The sequence below is a fragment of the Mesorhizobium sp. WSM4307 genome, assembly GCF_007003945.1.
In the GTDB taxonomy this organism is placed as follows: Bacteria; Pseudomonadota; Alphaproteobacteria; order Rhizobiales; family Rhizobiaceae; genus Mesorhizobium.
The window spans coordinates 94,129-113,430 of the sequence record NZ_VFTB01000002.1 but is presented as its reverse complement, the minus strand read 5'-3'; the positions used below and the strand labels follow the sequence as shown (position 1 = coordinate 113,430).

Below are 19,302 nucleotides of genomic sequence, written 5' to 3'. Positions count from 1 at the left end.
CGCCGCCGGAAAGTGACAATGGAACAGCCGCACTGCAACCGCTAAAGCTGTCCGGCGGCGGCCGTCCACAGCGGGCTGCGGCGGCCGAACGGTGGGAGCCATGAACGATACACGAAAGATACTGCCGGCGGTCTCGGTAGCCGTGGTGCGCGGCGACACCGTGCTGTTGGTCAAGCGGGCACGGCAACCTTCACAGGGTCTCTACGCCTTTCCTGGCGGCAAGGTCGAGGCCGGCGAGACGCTGGAGGATGCTGTCAGGCGCGAGCTGCTGGAAGAGACCGGCTTGCGTGCCACCGGTTTTCGCCCGCTTCGGGAAATCCATATCGACGGCAGGGACGATTCCCACCCTGTCGATTACCGCCTCACGGTCTTTGGTGCCGCCTATGCCGGCGGCGAGGCCGTGGCCAGCGACGATGCCGAGACAGCAGCCTTCTACACGCTCCGCGAGATGGCGGCGCTGCCGCTTGCCGGCTCGGTGTTCGCGGTGGCGGAGGATCTGCTTGGCCGACCAGCTGGTTCCCCCGAAAGCCGCTGAATTCCCCAACCGCCGCGCCGGAAACGCCTTGCAGGCGACAAATTGTTTGGCCACATAGACTTATGAGCCGCGCTCCTTTCCTTGTCGCTTTGTGCCTTGCCGTCAGTACGGCCGCGGCTGCGCGGCCGGCGTTCAGCGCCGAGTCACCGTTCGAGCCGGGACTGATGCGGCTGGCGGAGGTGCTGGGGTCGCTGCATTTCCTGCGCAATCTGTGCGGCGAGAAGGGCGACCAGTGGCGTGGCCAAATGGAAAAACTGCTCGAATCGGAAAATCCGGATCCGGAGCGTCGCGCCCGCTTCATCGCCAGCTTCAATCGCGGCTATCGTTCCTTCGGCGGCACCTATACGCAGTGCACGGCTTCAGCCACGGAAGCCATCAGCCGTTACATGAAGGAAGGCGAGACGCTGTCGCGCGACATCGCCTCGCGCTACGGCAATTAGGCAGCCATCAACAGATATCCGCGCTGTCGCTGGTCCTATCAGACAAATCCGGCTTGTAGCGATCTGTGTCTTGGTGCAATCCTGATGTTGCACTTCTGCAACAACGTTAATCAAACGTTACCGCAAGAATGCGAAATTAACTCAAACTGAAGGTTTTCACCCCGCAGGCCGGCCTAATCGGCTAAGTTTGATCCGGGTTGAAACGCAGCTTCGCCAAACACAGCCGTCTGCTGTAAAAGACGATCAAAAAAATGTCGTATTTACAGATACTTACTTAAGGCTGCGTGTAAACGGAACAGATCAAGCCTGATCCGCACTGAGGGATCGCAGCTTGAAAGGGTGGACATCGCTTATGGAACATGGTGTCAACGACATCGACGCGCTGGTCAGGGAAGAAAAGCGCCTGACGGCGGTGGAAAGCCACAGCGAAGCCTGGGCCGAGGGCCTTTCGGCCGGCATCGAGCCCGAGATCATTGCCGAGGCGGCGCTTGAGACCGCGTTTGGTGAAATGCTGCGCGCCAACGGCGAGACATCGGCCCTTGCCCTGCTCGACCGCATGCGTGAAAAGGTGATTGCTGGCGCCTTCGAACCCGAGCGGCTGCGGCACTGAACCGACATCCGGTTCTTTGACGATCGAGTGCCGTTTGGGCATCATGCCCGGGGCCAAGGAGATACGGGCAGTGAATTTTCCGATGTCAGGCCGGCCTAAGGGCTTGGTCCTCTACATCCGTCTCGCCGCGTGCTGTGCCGCGATTGCCTTTGTGACGTGCCTGGCAAGCAGCCCTGCTCATGCGCTGAGCGAGATCCAACGCGAAGAGCTTCCCTCGCCTGTCACACCGTCAGCGGATGACGACGTTTCGTCGCCCGGCGGCGCGATTCCCATGCCCGACCCGGTGGGAACGCCGCCTTCGACCGGCCAGCAGCCGGCCGCTCCGGACGCGGCGGAGCCCGACAGTCCAGCGGATGGCGGCACCAACAGGCCGCGTGTCGATCCCGAAGCACCCTTGCCCGAGGTCGTCTACGACCTTAGCAAGCTGCCCGAGCCCGTGCGGCGCATGCATGATCTGATCATCGAGGCCTGCAAGAGCGGCGACATTGAAAAGCTGCGGCCCCTGATCGGCAAGGGCGACAGTATGACCCAGCTGTCGCTGGCTGACATCGACGGCGACGCCATCGCCTTCCTCAAGGGCCTGTCCGGCGACCCTGACGGCCAGGAGATCCTGGCCATACTGGAGGAAGTGCTCAGCGCCGGCTATGTCCATGTCGACGCCGGAACAGCGCAGGAACTCTATGTCTGGCCGTATTTCTTCGCGCTGCCGCTGGACAAGCTCGACGCCAAGCAGCGGGTCGAACTGTTCAAGATCGTCACCGCCGGCGATTTCGACGACATGAAGCAGTTCGGCGCCTATATTTTCTATCGCGTCGGCATCACGCCTGCGGGCCAGTGGACATTTTTCGTCGCCGGAGACTAAGGGCTTGCCCCTGATCAAAGGGGAAAGGAAGCTCAGACGACAAGGGCCTCGGAAAACTCCACCGCCGTGCCCTGCCCGGGCGTCACGATTTCGCCTTCCCACATGACGCGGCGGCCGCGAATGACGGTGCCGACCGGCCAGCCGGTGACTTCCTTGCCGTCATAAGGCGTCCAGCCCGCCTTCGAACCGGCCTGAGCATTGGTGATGGTCTCGCGCCGCTTCATATCGACAACCGTGAAGTCGGCGTCGTAGCCGGCCGCTATGCGGCCTTTTCTGGCCATGCCGAAAATGCGCTGCGGGCCGTGGCTGGAGAGATCGACGAAGCGCTGCAAGGTCAGCCGGCCTGCGTTGACGTGGTCGAGCATGATCGGCACCAGCGTCTGCACACCGGTCATGCCCGAGGGCGAGGCCGGATAGGGTTTTGCCTTTTCGGCCAGCGTGTGCGGTGCGTGATCGGAGCCGAGCACGTCGACGATGCCTTGCGCGATGCCGTGCCAGACGCCGTCGCGGTGGCGGGAGGCACGCACCGGCGGGTTCATCTGGATCAGCGTGCCGAGCCTGAGATAGTCGTCGGCGCTCAGCGTCAGATGGTGCGGCGTCGCTTCGCAGGTCGCGACGTCCTTGTGCCGTTCGAGGAATGAGATCTCCTCGGCGGTCGAGATGTGCAGGACATGGATGCGGGCACGAACGTCGCGCGCGATGCGCACCAGCCGTTCGGTGCAGCGCAAGGCGGCGATCTCGTCGCGCCAGACCGGATGCGATGACGGCTCACCCTCGATGCGTTCGCCAAGGCGCTCGCGCAGGCGGAACTCATCCTCCGAATGAAAGGCGGCACGGCGGCGGGTGTTCCGCAGGATCGAGGCGACGCCTTCGTCATCCTCGACCAGCAGGTCGCCGGTGGACGAACCCATGAAAACCTTTATGCCCGCGGCGCCCGGCAGCCGCTCGAGCTCGCCGACATCCCTGGCGTTGTCGCGGGTACCGCCGACCCAGAACGCAAAGTCGCAATGCATGCGCCCGCTGCCGCGTCGGACCTTGTCGGCCAGCGTTGCCTCGCTGGTGGTCAACGGGTTGGTGTTGGGCATCTCGAACACCGCGGTGACGCCGCCAAGCACCGCCGCCCGCGAGCCGGTTTCCAGATCTTCCTTGTGCTCCAGTCCAGGCTCGCGAAAATGCACCTGGCTGTCGATGACGCCCGGCAGGATATGCAGGCCGCCACAGTCGATCGTCTCGCCGGCCGAGGCCTGGCGGAGATCGCCTATTGTGGCGATGCGTCCATTCTTCACGCCGATATCACGTGCCCCCTCGCCATCATGGTTGACCACTGTGCCGCCTGTCAGGATGAGGTCGTAGGTCATGGCCATGCTCTCTTGCGGGGGGAGTGTCAGCGGCTTACGTAATGGCCAACCGTTTTGCAAGATCAGGCTTTTATCCTTCCCATGCCCTTTGCCCTGCTGAAAGACCGCGCGCTCATCTCCGTCTCCGGCCCGGATGCCGAGCACTTTCTGCAAAACATCCTGACCACCGATCTCGATACGCTCGGCGTCCGCGAAGCCAAGCCGGGCGCGCTGTTGACGCCGCAAGGCAAGATCCTGTTCGACTTCCTGATCTCGCGTGCCGGCGAAAACGCCTTCCGGTTGGAATGCCGGGCCGACATTTCGGACGATTTCATTCGCCGGCTGATGCTCTACAAGCTTCGCGCCAAGGTCGAGATTGCCAAGTCGGAACAGTCCCTTGTCGCTGTTGCGTGGGGAAAGGAGTCAACCGCCTCAGAAAATGATTCAACCGCGTGTGCCGACAAGCGCTTTGCCAAGGAAAGCGTCACACGCTCCTATGCCGGCATTGCGGACGCCGGCGACATCGCTGCATGGCAGGCCTTCCGCATCGCCCACGGCATCGCGGAGAGCGGTGCCGATTATGCGTTGGGCGACGCCTTCCCGCATGACGTGCTGCTCGACCAGACCGGCGGCGTCGGCTTCAAGAAAGGCTGCTATGTCGGCCAGGAAGTGGTCTCGCGCATGCAGCATCGCGGCACCGCCAGGCGACGTGTGCTGATCGTGCAAGCTGGGCTTGCCCTGCCCGCCTCCGGCACCGAACTCACCGTCGAGGGCCGGCCGGTCGGCACGCTCGGCTCGAGCGCCGGCGACATCGGGCTTGCCATTGCCCGCATCGACAGGGTCAAGGCGGCGCTCGACGCCGGCCAGCCGATCCTGGCTGGCGATGTGCCGGTGACGATGGCCATTCCCACTTGGGCCAAATTCAGTTTTCCGCAGGAAACCGTCAGCGCGGAGGAAGCCTGATGGCGGCGGACCGCACCGGGGCGCCGCCACGCGCCTGGCAGCGCATGCTGTCCGGCCGCCGGCTCGACCTGCTCGACCCCTCGCCGCTCGACATCGAGATTTCCGACATTGCCCATGGGCTCGCCCGCGTCGCCCGCTGGAACGGCCAGACCAGCGGCGAGCATGCGTTTTCGGTCGCCCAGCACTCGCTGCTGGTCGAAGCCCTGTTCAATAATCTGGTGCCTCAGGCTTCTGCCACCGACCGGCTCGCCGCGCTGCTGCACGACGCACCTGAATATGTCATCGGTGACATGATCTCGCCGTTCAAGTCGGTGATGGGCGGCAGCTACAAGGACTGCGAATTGCGCCTGCAGCGCGCCATCCATCAGCGCTTCTCGCTGCCTCCCGAACCGGCCGCGGCGGTGCGCAGGGACATCAAGCGCGCCGACCAGATCGCCGCCTATTTCGAGGCAACGCTGCTTGCGGGCTTCTCGACCGCCGAAGCGACCGAATTCTTCGGCCGTCCGCGCGGTTTCTCCGCCGAGCGCTTCGATTTCACACCACGCTCGGTGACTTGGGCGCAGGATGCCTTCCTGAAGCGGTTTTCGGCGCTTGAGAAGTCGCGGCATCCAGTTGCGACATCGGCGGTAGGGTAGAGAACGCTAAATTAACCGGAAACGGCAACAGTGTGGTGTTCGATCACGCACCGCAGGCGCGCCTCATGCCCGTCGTGGATGTCAAGGATGGTTCGATCGTCCCGGAGCGGGCAGCCGAAGGCGTGGAGCGCTCTCGCCACATGGAAGACGAGTTGCGCGAACAGAACGAGCGCTTTTCCGCCGCTGTCGAGAACATGTCGCACGGTTTGTGCATGTTCGATGCCGACGAACGCATGATCATCTGCAACGGCAACTACATCGACATCTTCTGCCTCGACGCCAAGCTGGTACGACCGGGCATCCGCTTCATCGACATCCTGCGGCACAGTGTCGACATCGGCATCGCCTCGCAAAGCGCCGACGAGCTCTATGCCATCCGCAAACCCTATATCGACCAGGCGAAACCCTCGACCTACGAAGAAACGCTGTCGGACGGTCGCATCATCAACATCTCGCACCGCCCGCTGGCCCTCGGCGGTTGGGTCTCGATCTACGAGGACATCACCGAACAGCGGCGCGCCGAGCAGGATCTCAAGGAGCAGCATCGCCGTTTCGACGCGGCACTCGCCAACATGTCGCAAGGCCTGCTGATGTACGACGCCGACGGCAAGATGATCGTACGCAACCGGCGCTTTCTAGAGCTCTACAACGCCACCGCGGCGGACTTTCCGCTTGGGACGACGCATCGCGACGCGCTCGAAAAGCTGCTGGAGCTCGGCATCTACCAGAAGATCGACGTCGACAGCGAAGTCGCCAAGACCGAAGCCTGCCTGAAAGCGGCAAAAATGCACGAGGCCTATCGTTATCTAACCGACGGCAGGACGATCCTGGTCACGCGCCAGCCGATGAGTGGCGGCGGCTGGGTGGTGACCTTCGACGACGTCACCGAACGTCGACGCACCGAAGAGCGCATGATCCATCTTGCGCATCACGACACGCTGACCGGACTGCCCAATCGCTCGATGTTCCGCGAACGGCTCGACGTGGCGTTGGAGGATGCGGCGGCACCGCCGTTGGCAATCTTCTCGCTCGATCTCGACCGCTTCAAGGCGATCAACGACACCTGGGGACATCCCGCCGGCGACTGGCTCCTGAAAAGCGTCGCCGAGAGGCTGCAGCGTTGCCTGCGCAATGAAACAGACGTGGTCGCCCGCTTCGGCGGCGACGAGTTCGTCGTCATGCAGTTCAACTCGAGGGGCATCGCCGACGCTGAAAAACTGGCGAAGCGCATCGTCGAGGCCATCGCAAAACCGTTTCGCGACAAGAGCCGGGATATGCATATCGGCATCAGCCTCGGCATCGCCGTTTTCCCTGAAGATGGCAAGGACGCCGATACGCTGCTGAAAAACGCCGATACGGCGCTCTATCGGGCCAAGAGCGAAGGGAGAAACCTCTATCGCTTCTTCGAGCCCGCGATGGATGCCATCGTGCAGGCCCGGCGGGCGCTCGAGGTCGACCTCGACGCGGCGCTGCCGCGCCAGGAGTTCGATCTCGATTTCCAGCCCATCATGAACATCGCCTCCGGCGAGATCATCGGCGCGGAGGCCTTGATGCGCTGGCATTCCCCGACGCGCGGCACGGTCGCGCCGGACGCGTTCATTCCCGTCGCCGAAGAGACCGGACTGATCGTGCCGCTCGGCGAGTGGGCGCTGAGGAAGGCCTGCGCAGCGGCGGCCAGCTGGCCTCCCGGCCTGCGCATCGCGGTCAACGTCTCGGCCGTGCAGCTCAAAAGCGGCGGGTTTGCCCGCAACGTCATCTCGGCCCTGGCCTTTTCCGGGGTGCCGGCCGGACAGCTGGAGCTGGAAATCACCGAAACCGTGCTGATGGACGAGAGCAAGGCCGTGCTGAAGACGCTGCGGCAGTTGCGCGATCTCGGCATCCGCATCGCGCTGGATGATTTCGGCACCGGCTATTCCTCGCTCGGCTATCTCAGGCGTTTCCCGGTCGACAAGATCAAGATCGACCGCTCCTTCATCCGCGATATGGGCAATCGCGACACGGCGGCGATCGTCCGCACCATTATCGGCCTCGGCAACGAGCTTGGTATTGTCGTCACCGCCGAAGGCGTCGAGACCGAGGTACAACTCGACATGCTGCGCGACAATGGCTGTGCAGAGGCGCAAGGCTATCTGATCGGCGTGCCGTCGAAGGCAGCGGACATCCAGCGTCTGTTGAAGGCGCGTGCGCTACACAGCCAGACCGGCTGATGGCATCGGTCAATTCAGCGTTTCGATATATTTCTCGTGGAAGCTGACATAGCCCGGCTCGACCACCTTCAGATGCCGCTCGATCAGCGCGTGAAACTGCGGCAATTGGTGAAACGGCACGCCGGGATAGGCGTGATGCTCGGCATGGAACGGCATGTTCCAGGCGAGCTTGCGCACCACCCAGTTGGTCAGCGTGGTTCTCGTATTCTCCAGCATGTTGGCCACGAACGGACAGCGGCCGTGCTCGGCCAGCAGATAGAGGCGCAGAAACGGCTGCCCCAGCAGAGCGGGAATGATCCAGACATAGAAAAGCACGGAGAGCCGGAAATAGACGGCAAGCAAAAGGACGACCGCGTAGAAAGCAATCATGGCGCGCGCTTCGGCCCGCACCTTGGGCCGGCCTTTCGGCGGCACATAGCTTTCCTGGCTGCTGCCAACCGCATTGGCGTAGAGCGTCTTGAGATGGCCCCACCACAGCGGGATGCCGGAAACATGCACGAGATACTGTCTTAGCGTTTCCGGCTTGGGAAAGGCCAGCTCCGGATCGTTTTCGGGGTCCTGGGTGAAGCGGTGGTGGGCGAAATGGAAATAGCGGAACCAGTCGGCCGGCAGCGCCAGCGCCAGGCTGCATACGCGCGCCACGGCATCGTTCAGCCACTGCGTCGCGAAGGCCGTGCGATGAACCGTCTCATGCAGCAGCGTGAACAGGAAGACGATCAGGATGCCTTGCGGCAGTATCAGCAGCGGCCAGAATGGTACTTTCGCGGCGATCAGCGATCCAATGATCGCAATCGCCCCCCAATGGGCGCCGAGCTGAACGAGACCCGCAGCGTTGGACTTGGCGGTCAGGCGACCGCGCTCTTCCGGGGTTAGTGACGCGATGATGTCGCGATGCTCCATCGGTTTCGATCCAGGCTGGCGATTTGACAAGGCCCACTCTAGGCGGTGAAAAAGCTTTCCAAAAACGACGATTCCTGCGATTTGGATAAGCTCACCTTATCTATCTGGCGATCATGGTCACATCTCCATCGCTCAAAGGACTTCAGGCTTTCGAGGCCGCGGCGCGCACGGGCAGCTTCGCCGCGGCAGCGGAAGAGCTTTCGGTCTCGGCCGCCGCCGTCAGCCAGCTTATCCGCACCGTCGAGGAACAGATAGGGCGCAAGCTGTTTCATCGGGTCAACCGCAAGGTTGTGCTCACCGAGGCCGGCGTGGAAATGCTGCCACGGTTGACCATGGCCTTCCAGGAAATCGGCAGTGTCTCGCGCGAATTGGGCGGCGATGCCTTCCGCCCGCGCCTGGTGGTATCGGTGCCGCCTTCGATGGCCATGGGTTGGCTTTCCCAGCGTCTGGCGGGCTTCGTCGCCAGCCACGGTGCCGCCGACATCTCGCTGCGTGGCGACGACGACCCGGTGCCGTTCGACCGTGAACTGATCGACATCAGGCTCTCCTACGGTCTGCACTATCGCGAGCACCCGACCGAGGACATCACCCGGGACGCCGTCTATCCGGTCTGCACACCGGGGCTTGCCAGCGCGATCAAGGCGGAGGCACTCGCCGGGTTGCCGCTGATCCACACCGACTGGGGACCGACCGGCGCCTCGTTTCCGTCCTGGCGCAACTGGTTCGAGGCTGAAGGTGCCCAGCCCGGACGGGCGGCGCAGCGGGGCCTGTCGGCCAACTCGTCGCGCGCCGCCCTCGACCTCGCCATTTCGGGGCTGGGCGTGGCACTGGCGCAAGGGGTCTATTGTGCCGAAGCGGTGGAGGACGGCAGGCTGGTCCGACCCGCCGCAAGGGCGATCGCGCTGCGCCAGCCCTATTGCCTGACCATTCCGGAGCGCAGCGCCAGGCGCGATGTCGTGGCGGCGTTCCGCGATTGGCTGATAGAGGAATGCCGGCGCGCTGTGGGCTCGCCGGCGCTCCGCTGACCCGTCCTTTAGTCAGAGGTGCCCGCTCAAGGCCGCCACCATGTCCTTGTTCGTCGCCACCGGAACAATCTCGAACTCGACCAGATCAGCCCATTCGATCACCCAGCGCTGCAGCAGTGTGACGTCGTCCGTCTCCACCAGCAGGAAGCAGCGGCTCATATCCGCGGCGATCCAGCTGTGGTGCACGACAAGCTCCTCCGGCTTCAGGCGGCCCCGATCGCGGAAGCGGCGGTAGATATCCTTGCGGTCGCAGCCGGTGAAATCCTCGATCACGATGAACTGCATGTCTTCCCCTTGGTTGACCGTTACCGCCCCGGCCGGTCGAGGCGCTCCAGGAACCACTGCGTCAGCCGCACCCAAACCTCGTCCTTCTCGCCGGAATCCTCCCAGCCATGGTCGAGATTTGGGTTGTCGTTGACCTCGATGACGAAGACGCCGTCCTTGGTCTCCTTGAGGTCGACGCCGTAGAGGCCGTCGCCGATGCAGCGCGCCGCCTTGACCGCCGTCTCGACGACATGGGGCGGCGTCTCTTTCAGCGTGAAGGTCTTGATGCCGCCCTGGTCGGGCTTGCCATTGGCCTTGTGATTGACGATCTGCCAGTGCTTCTTGGCCATCAGATAGTGCACGGCAAACAGCGGCTGGCCGCCGAGCACGCCGACGCGCCAGTCATATTCGGTCGGAATGAATTTCTGCGCGATGAGAAGGTCGGAATCCTCCAGCCACTCGGTCGCAAGCCGTGTCAGTTCCTCGAGATTCTCGCATTTCTTGACGCCGCGCGAGAAGGACGAATCCGGGATCTTCAGCACCAGCGGGAAGCCCAGCGTCTGTGCGGCCAGTTCGAAGTCGGAGGTGCCGGCGATCATCACGGTCGGCGGCACCGGCACCTTGTTGTAGGCCATCAGCTCGTTGAGATAGACCTTGTTGGTGCAGCGGATCATCGACAGCGGATCGTCGATGACGGGCATGCCTTCCTGCTGGGCGCGGCGGGCGAAACGATAGGTGTGGTTGGAGATCGAGGTGGTCTCGCGGATGAACAGTGCATCATAGTTCGCGAGCTTGGCAAGGTCCTTCCTGGTGATGGGCTCGATTTCGACGCCCATCTTTTCGGCGATCTTGGCCCAGTAGCGCAGCGACGAGATTTCCGACGGCGGCAGTTCCTCGTGCGGATCGACCAGCGTGGCGAAGGTGTAGCGCGCCGGCGTGCGCCCCTTGGTGTCGCGCCATTCGCGGTTGGTGTAGGTCTCCAGGCATTGGATGAAACTTTTTTCCTCATCCTCGGTCATGCGCGCCAGCGGATGGAAGCCGATCTTGCGAATCGAGGCCCATTCGGCGCTGTCCTTGATGTGGACCTCGAGTGCCGGCGCCCGGAACCAGTCGAAAAGGAGCTTGGAGAAGCGGTCCCAGACTTTCGACGGGCCGATACCGAAGAAGATGCACACCTTGGCCGGAAAGGCGCCGCCGAGGTCCTTGCGGCATTTGTTGAGCGCCAGTTCCAGTTCCGGCAGCGCATGTTCGTAGAGCTTGCGTTCGGACAGGTCGATCATCGTCTCGACGGTCGGAATGACCTTGTGGCCGCGTGAACTCGCCAGCAGCGAGGCATAGTAGCCGCGGCTCTGGTAGCCGTAATTGTTCGACAGGTTGATGACCTTCGGCCGCTGGCCGCGGAACAGCGACGGATGCGCGAGATAGTCGCGATTGGTGATGATCTTGTGCGGTGTCGCCACCTGGTCGAGATCGCTCTGCCGGCCGGTAAGGATGACCCAGGTCATTGTGTGTCGCGCTTCCCCAAGGTGATGGCGGCACGCAGTCCGTCGCGGCCGAACTGCGCCATGTTCATGAAGATGCCGTAGGGCACGGGAATGTTGGCGGCATCAAGGATGGTTTCCTGCCTTTCGTCCTCGACCCAGGGGTCGTGGATCAGAATATGGTCGCCGTCGTCGCCGATGGCCAGCACCCAGTGCGGCACCTTCTTGCCGAACATAAGGAAGCCGCTGATCAGCACCAGCACCAGTTTTCCCGCGGCGATCGCGGTTCTGATGTCATCTAGGGTGAACGGGCGGTAATTCACCGGGATGCCGTAAAGTTCCGCGCGGCGGCGAAAGTCGACCTGGGCCAGTTCCATCACACGGCGCTTGTCCTCGCTGCGCACCGATTGCAGGAACAGCGCGCCGTAGAAGGAAACGAAGATCTCCGCCGCGAGTCCGCTTTCATAACCCGAGACAGCCAGGCCGAATGGCTCGCAGCCGCCCGGACCCGACATCATGAAGACGGTCGTGGCTTCGCGCCAGAGGCGGATTTCCATCACCGGATCGGGCACGAAGCCGCGATCGAAATTCGCCATCGCCATCATCAGGCAGCATGGGCCGCAGGTGAACTCGCAGGTCTGCTGGTAGAACGGCACCCTTGTGGCGACCGGAAGGTCGCCGCGCAGGGTTTTCTCATAACGAAGCGCGGTCGCGCCGTCCTCGTAATAGCCAGGCTCGCGGCCAATCTTGCGGTAGCCGGCCTGCTCGTAGATGCCGATGGCGCGGCCGTTGTCCTCGCGCACTTCGAGACGCAGCATCATGCGGTCGTGCCCGAAGGCCGCCTCCTCCGCCGCGGTCAAAAGCTGGCGCCCGATGCCGAGCGCGCCGAAAAATGGGCCGACGGCTATGGAATAGAGCCGCGCCACCCCACTGCCCTTGCGAAACAGCACGATCGCGTAGCCCGCGACGCGGCCGTCGAGCTCGGCGACCAGCGTCTCGGCGGTCTCGCGCTCTATGAACAGGCGAAAGGAGCGACGGGAAATGCGATCGCTCGAAAAAACGGCTTTCTCGATGGCGGCGAGATCATCGACGTCAGACGCGCGGGCCGTGCGGATCTCGGCAGGCATGCGACTCGCGAAAACCTCGATTGCGTTGCGGAAACGGCCCCGGTCAAAAGCGTCGCAAACACCAGCCGAAGCGCCGGTATTCATCAAGCGCTATCGCTCCTTGATTAGGGCCGAATTGTGACAGTTTCCGCCGAGGCAAGGAAGCTCGCGGGCTTTGAACAGGATCGCTGTTTTGATAGGCCACCGGCTGCGAACAATTGCGGCCAACTCAGCTTGCGAGGCCTGCCAGAAGCTGGCCATAGGCATTCTTGGCCACGACCGCCAATTGCTCGCGCGGCAGCGAGCCGACGACGGCGCAGCCATAGCCCTTGTCCAGCCAGTAGACGGCCTGCGGGCCGTCCTGCGCCGAAGCATAGGTGCCCTTGGCATTCTCCACCGATTCCGCGGTGACGAAGAGGGATATGCGTTCGCCCTTGTCGTCCTCGTAGAGCAGCATCGCGGCCTTGCTGTCGCCGGCCGGCAGCAAGCGGCCGCCAACCAGTTGGAAGCCGTTCGCCGTCAGGTCCGGCGCCACCAGCTTCAGCCCGACCCGGTTGGACAGCCAGGTCTGCAAATGATCCTTGTCGCTGGCCGGCACTTCCACGGCATGCCGCTTCTCGGCGGCGTATATGACATGGGCGGCAATCGCCTGTTCGGCGAGCCGATCTTCCGCCGGATCCTCCTGTTGGATGGCGTCCATGCCGGCAAAGTAGCCGCCAAATCCACCCGTGGCCAAAAGCACCGCGGCGGCAGCCGCAAGCCACCAGCGCGAGCGCGGCATCGCAGCCTTAACCGGCGCTTCGCCGAGCACCACCTTGCGCAAGCGCGCTGGAACAGGTTCATCCAGCACGCCGGCAAAGGCCGAGCGCAGTGCCTCCCGGTCGGCTGTGAAGCGGGCGCTCCTGGCCTTCATCTCGGGATTGGCGTCGAGCCAGGCATCATAGGCGGCGCGCTCGTCGGCCGGCAGTTCGCCGTCGAGCGCCATATGGATGTCACGTTCTGAAAAATCGCGGCGGATCATTTCTCGACGATCCTTATCGCGCGGCGACGCGCCGTGTCATCCAGCAAACCGCGCAGTTCCTCACGCCCGCGCGCAATGCGCGACATCAGCGTGCCGGCGGGCACGCCCAGCATGTTGGCGGCCTCGGCATAGGAAAAACCCTCGATGGCGACCATCACAAGGGCCGCGCGGCGATCGGGGCTGATCGCCTGCAGCGCGTCGATGATCTCGCGTGAGGCTATGCCGTCCAACTGCTCGGCCGGCTGGGCAACCGCCTCGCCCGCTTCCAGGGGCAGCATCGCCGCTTCACCGCGACGGTTCACCTTGCGCATCTGGTCGATGAACAAATGATGCATGATCGTAAACAGCCACCTCCTGGGGCTTTCTCCCGTCTGCCAGTTGTCGAGCCGCACGAGTGCGCGCTCGAGGCAATCCTGGACGAGGTCGTCGGCAGAATCCCGGTCGCGCAATAGCGAGCGTGCGTAGCGGCGCAGGCGCGGTATTTCGCCAAGGATTGCTGCCTTCTTTTCGTCCATGACCGCTGGTTCTGAAATCGCCCTTGTTGATCCCGATTCAACGCGCCTTCCCGGCGCGACGCAAGCGGCCAGCGCGAAGCGGTCCGCCGCCCCGGTCACCCAAGCAATGAGATAACGCTGGCGGGAGCCGGTTTATTCCCGGCTCGATTGAACGCCTGCCGTCATTGTTCGACGACCGGTATCTTCTCCCTCGCCGCCTGCGTCAAAAGTCGCTGGTAGAACAGGCCGATGCCGATCAGCACGGCGCCGAGGCCGATGAAGGAAAGCGCCCTGAGTACGCCCTCCAGCTCCGACATGTCGAAGAGGAAGACCTTCAGCACGGCGATCGCGATCAACGCGGCCGAAGCAATGCGCAGCACCTGCGACTTCAGCCAGACGCCGGCGGTGAGCAGCGCCACGCCGATCGCCAGCCAGAGCGCCGAATAGGTGTAGGTTTCCAGCTGGCCGAGCCCGCTCCACAGGCCGATGAACTCACCCTTGAACAGCCGTCTGACCGACAGGGTGGCATAAGCCAGCGCAAGCATGGCCGCCACCACCGCCAACATCTGCGCATACCATTTCGGCCGCTTGTCCCTGACATAGAGCGCCAGTCCGCCGGCGGCGACGGCCGGCAGGAGATAGGCGAGGAACAACAGGTTGAAGACCGGAATCCGGCCGGTCGATTCGTCCGTAAACAGCGGATTGAGCACCACGAAGTGCCGGATGACGATCAGGGCGACAGAAACCACGCCCGCCGCCATTGAGCCATAGCGCAGCACCGAACTTGGCGAGCGCATGTCGATAGCGACCAGGATGGCGCCGGCGCCGATGGCAATCAGCGTGTAGATCGCCTGTTCGGCGAGCGTCATCGGACCTGTGTCGATGACGCCGCCATGCATGGCGTGACGCACCAGCATGGCAACGGCAAGCAGCGCAAACAGCGCCGCCGCCGCTTCCATGGCGAGGCGCGGCCGGCCATTGGTGGTGCGGGCGAGTTGCCAGGCGGCGAAGCCGAAGGCGAGCGCCGGGACGCCATAGCCCGGCAGCAGCCAGTTGAACACCGGTGTCGTCGACAGGAACTCGGCGCCGACGATGGTCGGATCGAAGCCGACACGGCCAAGTACGGCGATCACGGCGCCAACCGGAATCCAGCCGAGCACCGGGTAGGAGCGCCAACGCGTAGCCAGCGCCGGCACGATAGCTGCTGCACCAAGCAGAATAGTGGTCCAGCCGGAATTGAAAGCCATGTGCAGCATCAAGAGGCTGGCGAGCGCCGCACCGACCAGAGCAAACGACACGGCCAACCCGCCCTTGAGTGAAGGCTCTTCGGCGCGCGCGATCCATTCGCCGCCTCCGGCGAAAACCGCGACCAGCAGTGCGGCGACGGCGGCGTAGACAAAATCGCGGTCCAGATTGCCGAAGGTGAACCAGAGTGCCAGCAGGATGACCAACGGCACGATGACACCCGATGCCGCCCATGAGGCGGATCGAAACGAGGCAGATGCCGCGAATTTGCGGGCGGCCCACATGCCCGAGCCGATGAAGACCAGGCCCAGCGCAAGGCCGATGCGCAAGGTCAGTGCATTGGACGTCGCCGCGGGCAAACCATCGACACCGAGAGCGCCGACCGAAAAGTCGGATGCGATCGAGGTTGGCGGGATGATGCCAAGATAGATCATGACCGTTGCCAGTCCGGCGGCGTAAAGCAGTGGCAGCGCCAGCGGGCGATAAAGCGCGACGGCCACCATCGCCGCGAGGATCACGGCGCCTGGCAAGGCGTAGCCGGCTGCGGCGAAGGCCGGGTCGATCGACAGGCCCAGCGCCGAGAAGGCAACGAACAGGCCAGGCACGATGGACGGCCAGTCGAAGGCCCTGGCGGTTTCGTCGCGATGGCGGCCGAGCCAGACAAAAGCGAGCACGGCCAGGGTGACGGCGTCGATGAACAGGATGGCGGAGAGGTTCGCGCCCGGCGCGTCGGTCATGTAAAGAATGGTCCAGATGCCGGTGCCGAAAAAGGCGGCGGCCATCAGCGCTGTCCAGTCACGCATGCGGGCGATGACAGCGGTGGTGGCAAGCACGATGGCGAGGTAGCCGAACAATGCCCAGGGATTAGGCGCCTGCGAGGCGATCAGCACCGGCGTCACCATGGCGCCGACAAGACCGATGCCGGCCAGCGCCTGGCCATGGACCAGGGCCGCCGCGATCGTCGCCACACCGATGGCACCAAGCAGCGTGAAGGCAAGCGCCGGGCCGATGAAGCCGTAAATGCCGTGGGCGGCATAGACGGTGCCGAACAGGATGAAGGCACCGGCCGCCGTCAGGATCGCCGGAATATAGGCGCCGGCAACGCCTTGCACCGGCACCTTGAAGCCGGTGCGGCGGATGAACTCGCCGCCGGCAACCAGCACCAGCCCGAGCACCGCTGCCATGGTGAGCCGCACGCCGGGGCCGAAAATACCGGCCTCGATTGTGTAGCGGATCAGGAACAGGCCACCCAGCGCCAGCGCGATGCCGCCGACCCAGACCGCCCAGCGCGTGCCGAGTGCCGTCTCGATATCCGGCTTGCCGGGAGCCTTGGGCGCTGCAACCGGCTCGACAGGTTCTGCTGCCTTCGGAGCCTCGCCCGCGGACCAGGGGCCGGACACAGCCTCGCCAGCTGGAGCTTCCGTTTCTGTAGCCGGCGCCTGTACGATCGGTTCACTCACCGCCGGCGAGGCGATATCGGCCGCTGCCGCAGCCATCGGCGCCGCGTCAGCCTTGCCCTCGGCAGCTATCTGTTCTGCCGGTTTGGCCACCGGCGGCACGGCACCTGAAAGGACGAGACTGCGCAGCGCGCCAAGCTCGCGTTCGATCAGACCGATGCGGCTCTGCTGGCGCGAAATGATAACGAACAAGGCGATGATGGCGACAAGGCCGATCAGACTTTCAAACATGGCGGTTCCCCCAAACCAGGCCAGTTTTCACTGACGTTTCATCTCACTGACATCCAAATACGGCGGCTACACGGCTGAAAAACTCAACGCGCCGCCAGATCGGCGGCTGGAACATGTCTCGGTACCGAAAACCAAGGACTTGCCGCCGAGCGACGAACCGGTCTGGATAAAGGTCGACCTCCATCATGCGGCATTGTCTCCGGCAATGGCCTTGAGCGTCGCATGATGCTTGCGCAAGGCGGCGAGAAAGCCGGCGCGGGCATCGGGCTGTTCGATGGCACGCGGCTCATAGACGTGGCGCGTGAAGAAAAACCCGGTCAGCCGGAAGGCGTCCTCGACCGCCGCAGGATCTCCGCGCAGGCCGGAGCCGCGTTGCAGAAAGGCCGGCAGCGCCAGCATCTTGTCGCGCCATGGCGCGCCGGCTTCGCGCGACACCGCACGACCCGACTTCGGCGAGACATAGGCCAGATCCTGCTTCGTTCCGGTGGCGGCGCATTGGCTGAGGTCGAGGCCGAAACCGAGTTCATCAAGGATCAGAAGCTCGAAGCGCGCCACCAGTTCGCCGGCGGCGTCGGCATCATCGAGATGGACGATCATCACGGAAAGCGCCTCGTAAAGGCCGCCATGAGCGTCACGCTCGGGCAAGAGGCGCAGATGCGCGGCCATGGTCTGCAGGCCGTAGACGGCAACGGCGCTGTCCATCAGCCTGGCAGCGTTCATCTCGATCGCCTCGGCCTGGAATGTGCCGAGATGCTCGTCAAGGCGGGCCCGCCACAAGAGGTCGACGCGATTGCCGGGCTGGAGAACGGGTTGCTGCTTGCGCGAGCGGCCGCCGCGCACGAGACCGAGATGGCGGCCATGCGCGCGGGTCATCACCTCGAGGATGGCGCTGGTTTCGCCATGCTTGCGGGTGCCGAGAATGATTCCCTCGTCGCGCCATTCCATGCCTAGAGCTTTTCACCCGTTGGACAGCGAAATCAAGGTATGCGGTTTGGGTACCTGACAGACCGGGCACTGGGACGGCGAGCAAAAAAACGCCCGCAGCGATACGCTGCGGGCGGTCTGGTAGGGTCAGTCGATGCTTTAGAACGAGCGCTGGAAGCGGAGAATGCCGCCGACGCTGCTCTTCTTGTTGGCCTTGGTCCAGTTGCTGAAGTCGGCGTCGTCGAACTTTCCAGCATTCAGGTAGTCGACTTCGGCCGTGACCGTCATGCCGGGCACAACTGTATAGGCAACGTTGGCGGCGATGCCGAGGTTCTTCCAGTCGTCATAGGAGACCTGGGCGTTGAACGAAGTCTTGTCGTTGAACTTGTAGGTGCCGCCGCCCCAGACTGCCCAGTTGCCGCCCCACTGCTTGTAGAAGCCACGGCCCTTCGCGTTGACAGCGTTGGTCGGGTCGGTCAGGTTGTCATCGGTGCCGTAGCCACCCATGACGAACAATGACAGTTCCTTGGTGACGTTGACGTCCAAACGAACCTTGCCGGCCACTTCCTCGTAGTTGCTGTCATAGGCGACAACACCGGTGAGCGCACCCCAGTCGGCCTTGTACTTCAAGCCGCCGACGACATGCGGAACGTAGCTGTCGATCGTGTTGGCGCCGGCGCCTTCTTCGAGCGAGACCACCGCGGTGATGCCGTTGCCCGCGTCGAAGTAGTATTGAACGACGTTGCTCTCCTGCCCACCATACGGAACCAGCGTATCCTGGATGACGGCGCCGGCATAGCCGATGAACGTATCGAAAGCCGTATCGTCCTTGCCGACACGCAGGCCGCCGAGCTGGATGTAGGCGAACCGCAGCGACGTAGACTTGTTGCGGCCCTGCCAGTCAGTGGAGCCCGAAGTATAGTCGCCGCTGCTGTTGCCGAAATTGAAGCGGGTCTCGGTGTAGGTCTTCAGGGTGCCGAGTTCGGTCTCCTGACCGGTCCAGGTCTTCAGCGTGAAGCGGGTGTTCTTGTAGTAGGTCGAATGAGTGTCGCCGTCCTGATGGTCCGGGACATGGTTGACACCATCCAACGAGCCGGAGTCACCGACGCCGATGTCATAACGGACATAGCCACCGATGCGCAGGCAGGTTTCGGTGCCCGGGATGTAGAAGTAGCCGGCGCCGTAGACGTCGCAGATCTTGACGTATTCGGCTGGTTCCGGTTCGGCGACGACGACAGCGTCGGCGGCGCGTGCGCCGCTGACCGCGATCAGTGCCGCGGCTGAGCCGAGAAGGAGGCTCTTGATGTTCATTTTATGACCTCTCCAGTCAAGTTTAAAATGGCTTCGGATTTGTGGCTGGCGGATATGTTTTCCCGCCTCACCCCCACAACGAAAAAGGCGCGCACCGCGTCCCCTTTTCGCGGCGAACATACCCATCAAACTTCCGCCTTCAATGACGGTTTTTGAAATAACAGCGATTCAAAGAACAGTTTTATGCTGTGTTGCACAAATAACACTCGCCGTATAGCAAATGGCACAATCGGTACAACGTCATAAAATCAATA

General features: G+C 63.3%; 18 protein-coding genes. 8 read left to right on the top strand and 10 right to left on the bottom strand.

Features of this window, described 5'->3' with window-relative positions:
* The first annotated feature begins 100 nt into the window (after positions 1–100).
* The 4 genes from FJV83_RS04070 to FJV83_RS04055 all read left to right on the top strand — a co-directional run bounded on the left by FJV83_RS04070 (position 101) and on the right by FJV83_RS04055 (position 2,447).
* Positions 101–535 carry an NUDIX hydrolase gene (locus FJV83_RS04070; protein WP_095791417.1) on the top strand — a complete coding sequence of 145 codons (435 nt, stop codon included), beginning with the start codon at positions 101–103 and terminating at the stop codon, positions 533–535.
* A 62-nt stretch (positions 536–597) separates the two neighbouring features.
* Positions 598–975, top strand: a complete 378-nt coding sequence (locus tag FJV83_RS04065; protein ID WP_142875490.1) for a TIGR02301 family protein — start codon at positions 598–600, stop codon at positions 973–975.
* 352 nt (positions 976–1,327) lie between these two features.
* Positions 1,328–1,585: a hypothetical protein gene (locus FJV83_RS04060; RefSeq protein ID WP_008874920.1), complete on the top strand. Its 258-nt coding sequence runs from the start codon at positions 1,328–1,330 to the stop codon at positions 1,583–1,585.
* Positions 1,586–1,655: 70 nt separating this feature from the next.
* The gene (locus FJV83_RS04055; protein WP_185973413.1) at positions 1,656–2,447 is read left to right on the top strand and encodes a hypothetical protein; all 792 of its coding nucleotides are present in this window, start codon (positions 1,656–1,658) and stop codon (positions 2,445–2,447) included.
* A 32-nt stretch (positions 2,448–2,479) separates the two neighbouring features.
* On the opposite strand, the gene FJV83_RS04050 is transcribed toward FJV83_RS04055, so the two are convergent.
* Complete coding sequence (locus FJV83_RS04050; RefSeq protein ID WP_185973412.1) at positions 2,480–3,811, bottom strand: dihydroorotase; 1,332 nt, start codon at positions 3,809–3,811, stop codon at positions 2,480–2,482.
* A 75-nt stretch (positions 3,812–3,886) separates the two neighbouring features.
* On the opposite strand from FJV83_RS04050, the gene FJV83_RS04045 reads away from it, so the two are divergent.
* From FJV83_RS04045 to FJV83_RS04035, 3 genes are all read left to right on the top strand, one after another.
* Positions 3,887–4,747, top strand: coding sequence for a folate-binding protein YgfZ (locus FJV83_RS04045; RefSeq protein ID WP_142886364.1), 861 nt, complete (start codon positions 3,887–3,889; stop codon positions 4,745–4,747).
* Complete coding sequence (locus tag FJV83_RS04040; protein WP_095770716.1) at positions 4,747–5,382, top strand: HD family hydrolase; 636 nt, start codon at positions 4,747–4,749, stop codon at positions 5,380–5,382. Before FJV83_RS04045 ends, FJV83_RS04040 begins: the two co-directional genes overlap by 1 nt.
* A 65-nt stretch (positions 5,383–5,447) precedes the next feature.
* The gene (locus FJV83_RS04035; protein WP_142886363.1) at positions 5,448–7,589 is read left to right on the top strand and encodes an EAL domain-containing protein; all 2,142 of its coding nucleotides are present in this window, start codon (positions 5,448–5,450) and stop codon (positions 7,587–7,589) included.
* A gap of 9 nt (positions 7,590–7,598) precedes the next feature.
* Here FJV83_RS04035 and FJV83_RS04030 read toward each other — a convergent pair whose 3' ends face one another.
* Entirely contained in the window at positions 7,599–8,489 is an 891-nt protein-coding gene (locus tag FJV83_RS04030) for a fatty acid desaturase family protein (RefSeq protein ID WP_142886362.1), read from the bottom strand.
* 113 nt (positions 8,490–8,602) lie between these two features.
* Between FJV83_RS04030 and FJV83_RS04025 the strand changes: the two genes are divergently transcribed.
* Entirely contained in the window at positions 8,603–9,514 is a 912-nt protein-coding gene (locus FJV83_RS04025) for a LysR substrate-binding domain-containing protein (protein WP_142886361.1), read from the top strand.
* A 12-nt stretch (positions 9,515–9,526) separates the two neighbouring features.
* On the opposite strand, the gene FJV83_RS04020 is transcribed toward FJV83_RS04025, so the two are convergent.
* The 8 genes from FJV83_RS04020 to FJV83_RS03985 all read right to left on the bottom strand — a co-directional run bounded on the left by FJV83_RS04020 (position 9,527) and on the right by FJV83_RS03985 (position 19,048).
* On the bottom strand, positions 9,527–9,799 hold the full coding sequence (locus FJV83_RS04020) for a DUF3303 family protein (protein WP_095786489.1): 273 nt from the start codon (positions 9,797–9,799) through the stop codon (positions 9,527–9,529).
* Positions 9,800–9,819: 20 nt separating this feature from the next.
* Positions 9,820–11,283, bottom strand: a complete 1,464-nt coding sequence (locus FJV83_RS04015; protein ID WP_095770720.1) for a RimK family protein — start codon at positions 11,281–11,283, stop codon at positions 9,820–9,822.
* On the bottom strand, positions 11,280–12,386 hold the full coding sequence (locus tag FJV83_RS04010; protein ID WP_095770936.1) for a peptidase C39 family protein: 1,107 nt from the start codon (positions 12,384–12,386) through the stop codon (positions 11,280–11,282). The genes FJV83_RS04015 and FJV83_RS04010 overlap by 4 nt, the downstream gene beginning before the upstream one ends.
* A 208-nt stretch (positions 12,387–12,594) precedes the next feature.
* Complete coding sequence (locus FJV83_RS04005; RefSeq protein ID WP_095791411.1) at positions 12,595–13,386, bottom strand: anti-sigma factor; 792 nt, start codon at positions 13,384–13,386, stop codon at positions 12,595–12,597.
* Positions 13,383–13,901, bottom strand: a complete 519-nt coding sequence (locus FJV83_RS04000; protein WP_095770722.1) for an RNA polymerase sigma factor — start codon at positions 13,899–13,901, stop codon at positions 13,383–13,385. The genes FJV83_RS04005 and FJV83_RS04000 overlap by 4 nt, the downstream gene beginning before the upstream one ends.
* A 161-nt stretch (positions 13,902–14,062) precedes the next feature.
* Positions 14,063–16,813 (bottom strand): DUF2339 domain-containing protein, encoded by a 2,751-nt coding sequence (locus FJV83_RS03995; protein WP_095786491.1) that lies wholly within the window; start codon positions 16,811–16,813, stop codon positions 14,063–14,065.
* 183 nt (positions 16,814–16,996) lie between these two features.
* On the bottom strand, positions 16,997–17,758 hold the full coding sequence (recO, locus tag FJV83_RS03990) for a DNA repair protein RecO (protein ID WP_095770724.1): 762 nt from the start codon (positions 17,756–17,758) through the stop codon (positions 16,997–16,999).
* A gap of 138 nt (positions 17,759–17,896) precedes the next feature.
* On the bottom strand, positions 17,897–19,048 hold the full coding sequence (locus FJV83_RS03985; RefSeq protein WP_095770725.1) for a porin: 1,152 nt from the start codon (positions 19,046–19,048) through the stop codon (positions 17,897–17,899).
* Positions 19,049–19,302: the final 254 nt, after the last annotated feature.

What these genes read in the sequence shown, in the direction of transcription:
- FJV83_RS04035 (WP_142886363.1), top strand. Translation starts at nt 5,448, where the DNA reads ATGCCCGTCGTGGATGTCAAGGATGGTTCGATCGTCCCGGAGCGGGCA.
- FJV83_RS04040 (WP_095770716.1), top strand. Translation starts at nt 4,747, where the DNA reads ATGGCGGCGGACCGCACCGGGGCGCCGCCACGCGCCTGGCAGCGCATG.
- FJV83_RS04000 (WP_095770722.1), bottom strand. Translation starts at nt 13,901, where the DNA reads ATGGACGAAAAGAAGGCAGCAATCCTTGGCGAAATACCGCGCCTGCGC.
- FJV83_RS03985 (WP_095770725.1), bottom strand. Translation starts at nt 19,048, where the DNA reads ATGAACATCAAGAGCCTCCTTCTCGGCTCAGCCGCGGCACTGATCGCG.
- FJV83_RS04030 (WP_142886362.1), bottom strand. Translation starts at nt 8,489, where the DNA reads ATGGAGCATCGCGACATCATCGCGTCACTAACCCCGGAAGAGCGCGGT.
- FJV83_RS04020 (WP_095786489.1), bottom strand. Translation starts at nt 9,799, where the DNA reads ATGCAGTTCATCGTGATCGAGGATTTCACCGGCTGCGACCGCAAGGAT.
- FJV83_RS04010 (WP_095770936.1), bottom strand. Translation starts at nt 12,386, where the DNA reads ATGCCTGCCGAGATCCGCACGGCCCGCGCGTCTGACGTCGATGATCTC.
- FJV83_RS04060 (WP_008874920.1), top strand. Translation starts at nt 1,328, where the DNA reads ATGGAACATGGTGTCAACGACATCGACGCGCTGGTCAGGGAAGAAAAG.
- FJV83_RS04070 (WP_095791417.1), top strand. Translation starts at nt 101, where the DNA reads ATGAACGATACACGAAAGATACTGCCGGCGGTCTCGGTAGCCGTGGTG.
- recO (WP_095770724.1), bottom strand. Translation starts at nt 17,758, where the DNA reads ATGGAATGGCGCGACGAGGGAATCATTCTCGGCACCCGCAAGCATGGC.
- FJV83_RS04015 (WP_095770720.1), bottom strand. Translation starts at nt 11,283, where the DNA reads ATGACCTGGGTCATCCTTACCGGCCGGCAGAGCGATCTCGACCAGGTG.
- FJV83_RS04065 (WP_142875490.1), top strand. Translation starts at nt 598, where the DNA reads ATGAGCCGCGCTCCTTTCCTTGTCGCTTTGTGCCTTGCCGTCAGTACG.
- FJV83_RS04005 (WP_095791411.1), bottom strand. Translation starts at nt 13,386, where the DNA reads ATGATCCGCCGCGATTTTTCAGAACGTGACATCCATATGGCGCTCGAC.
- FJV83_RS04045 (WP_142886364.1), top strand. Translation starts at nt 3,887, where the DNA reads ATGCCCTTTGCCCTGCTGAAAGACCGCGCGCTCATCTCCGTCTCCGGC.
- FJV83_RS04025 (WP_142886361.1), top strand. Translation starts at nt 8,603, where the DNA reads ATGGTCACATCTCCATCGCTCAAAGGACTTCAGGCTTTCGAGGCCGCG.
- FJV83_RS04050 (WP_185973412.1), bottom strand. Translation starts at nt 3,811, where the DNA reads ATGGCCATGACCTACGACCTCATCCTGACAGGCGGCACAGTGGTCAAC.
- FJV83_RS03995 (WP_095786491.1), bottom strand. Translation starts at nt 16,813, where the DNA reads ATGTTTGAAAGTCTGATCGGCCTTGTCGCCATCATCGCCTTGTTCGTT.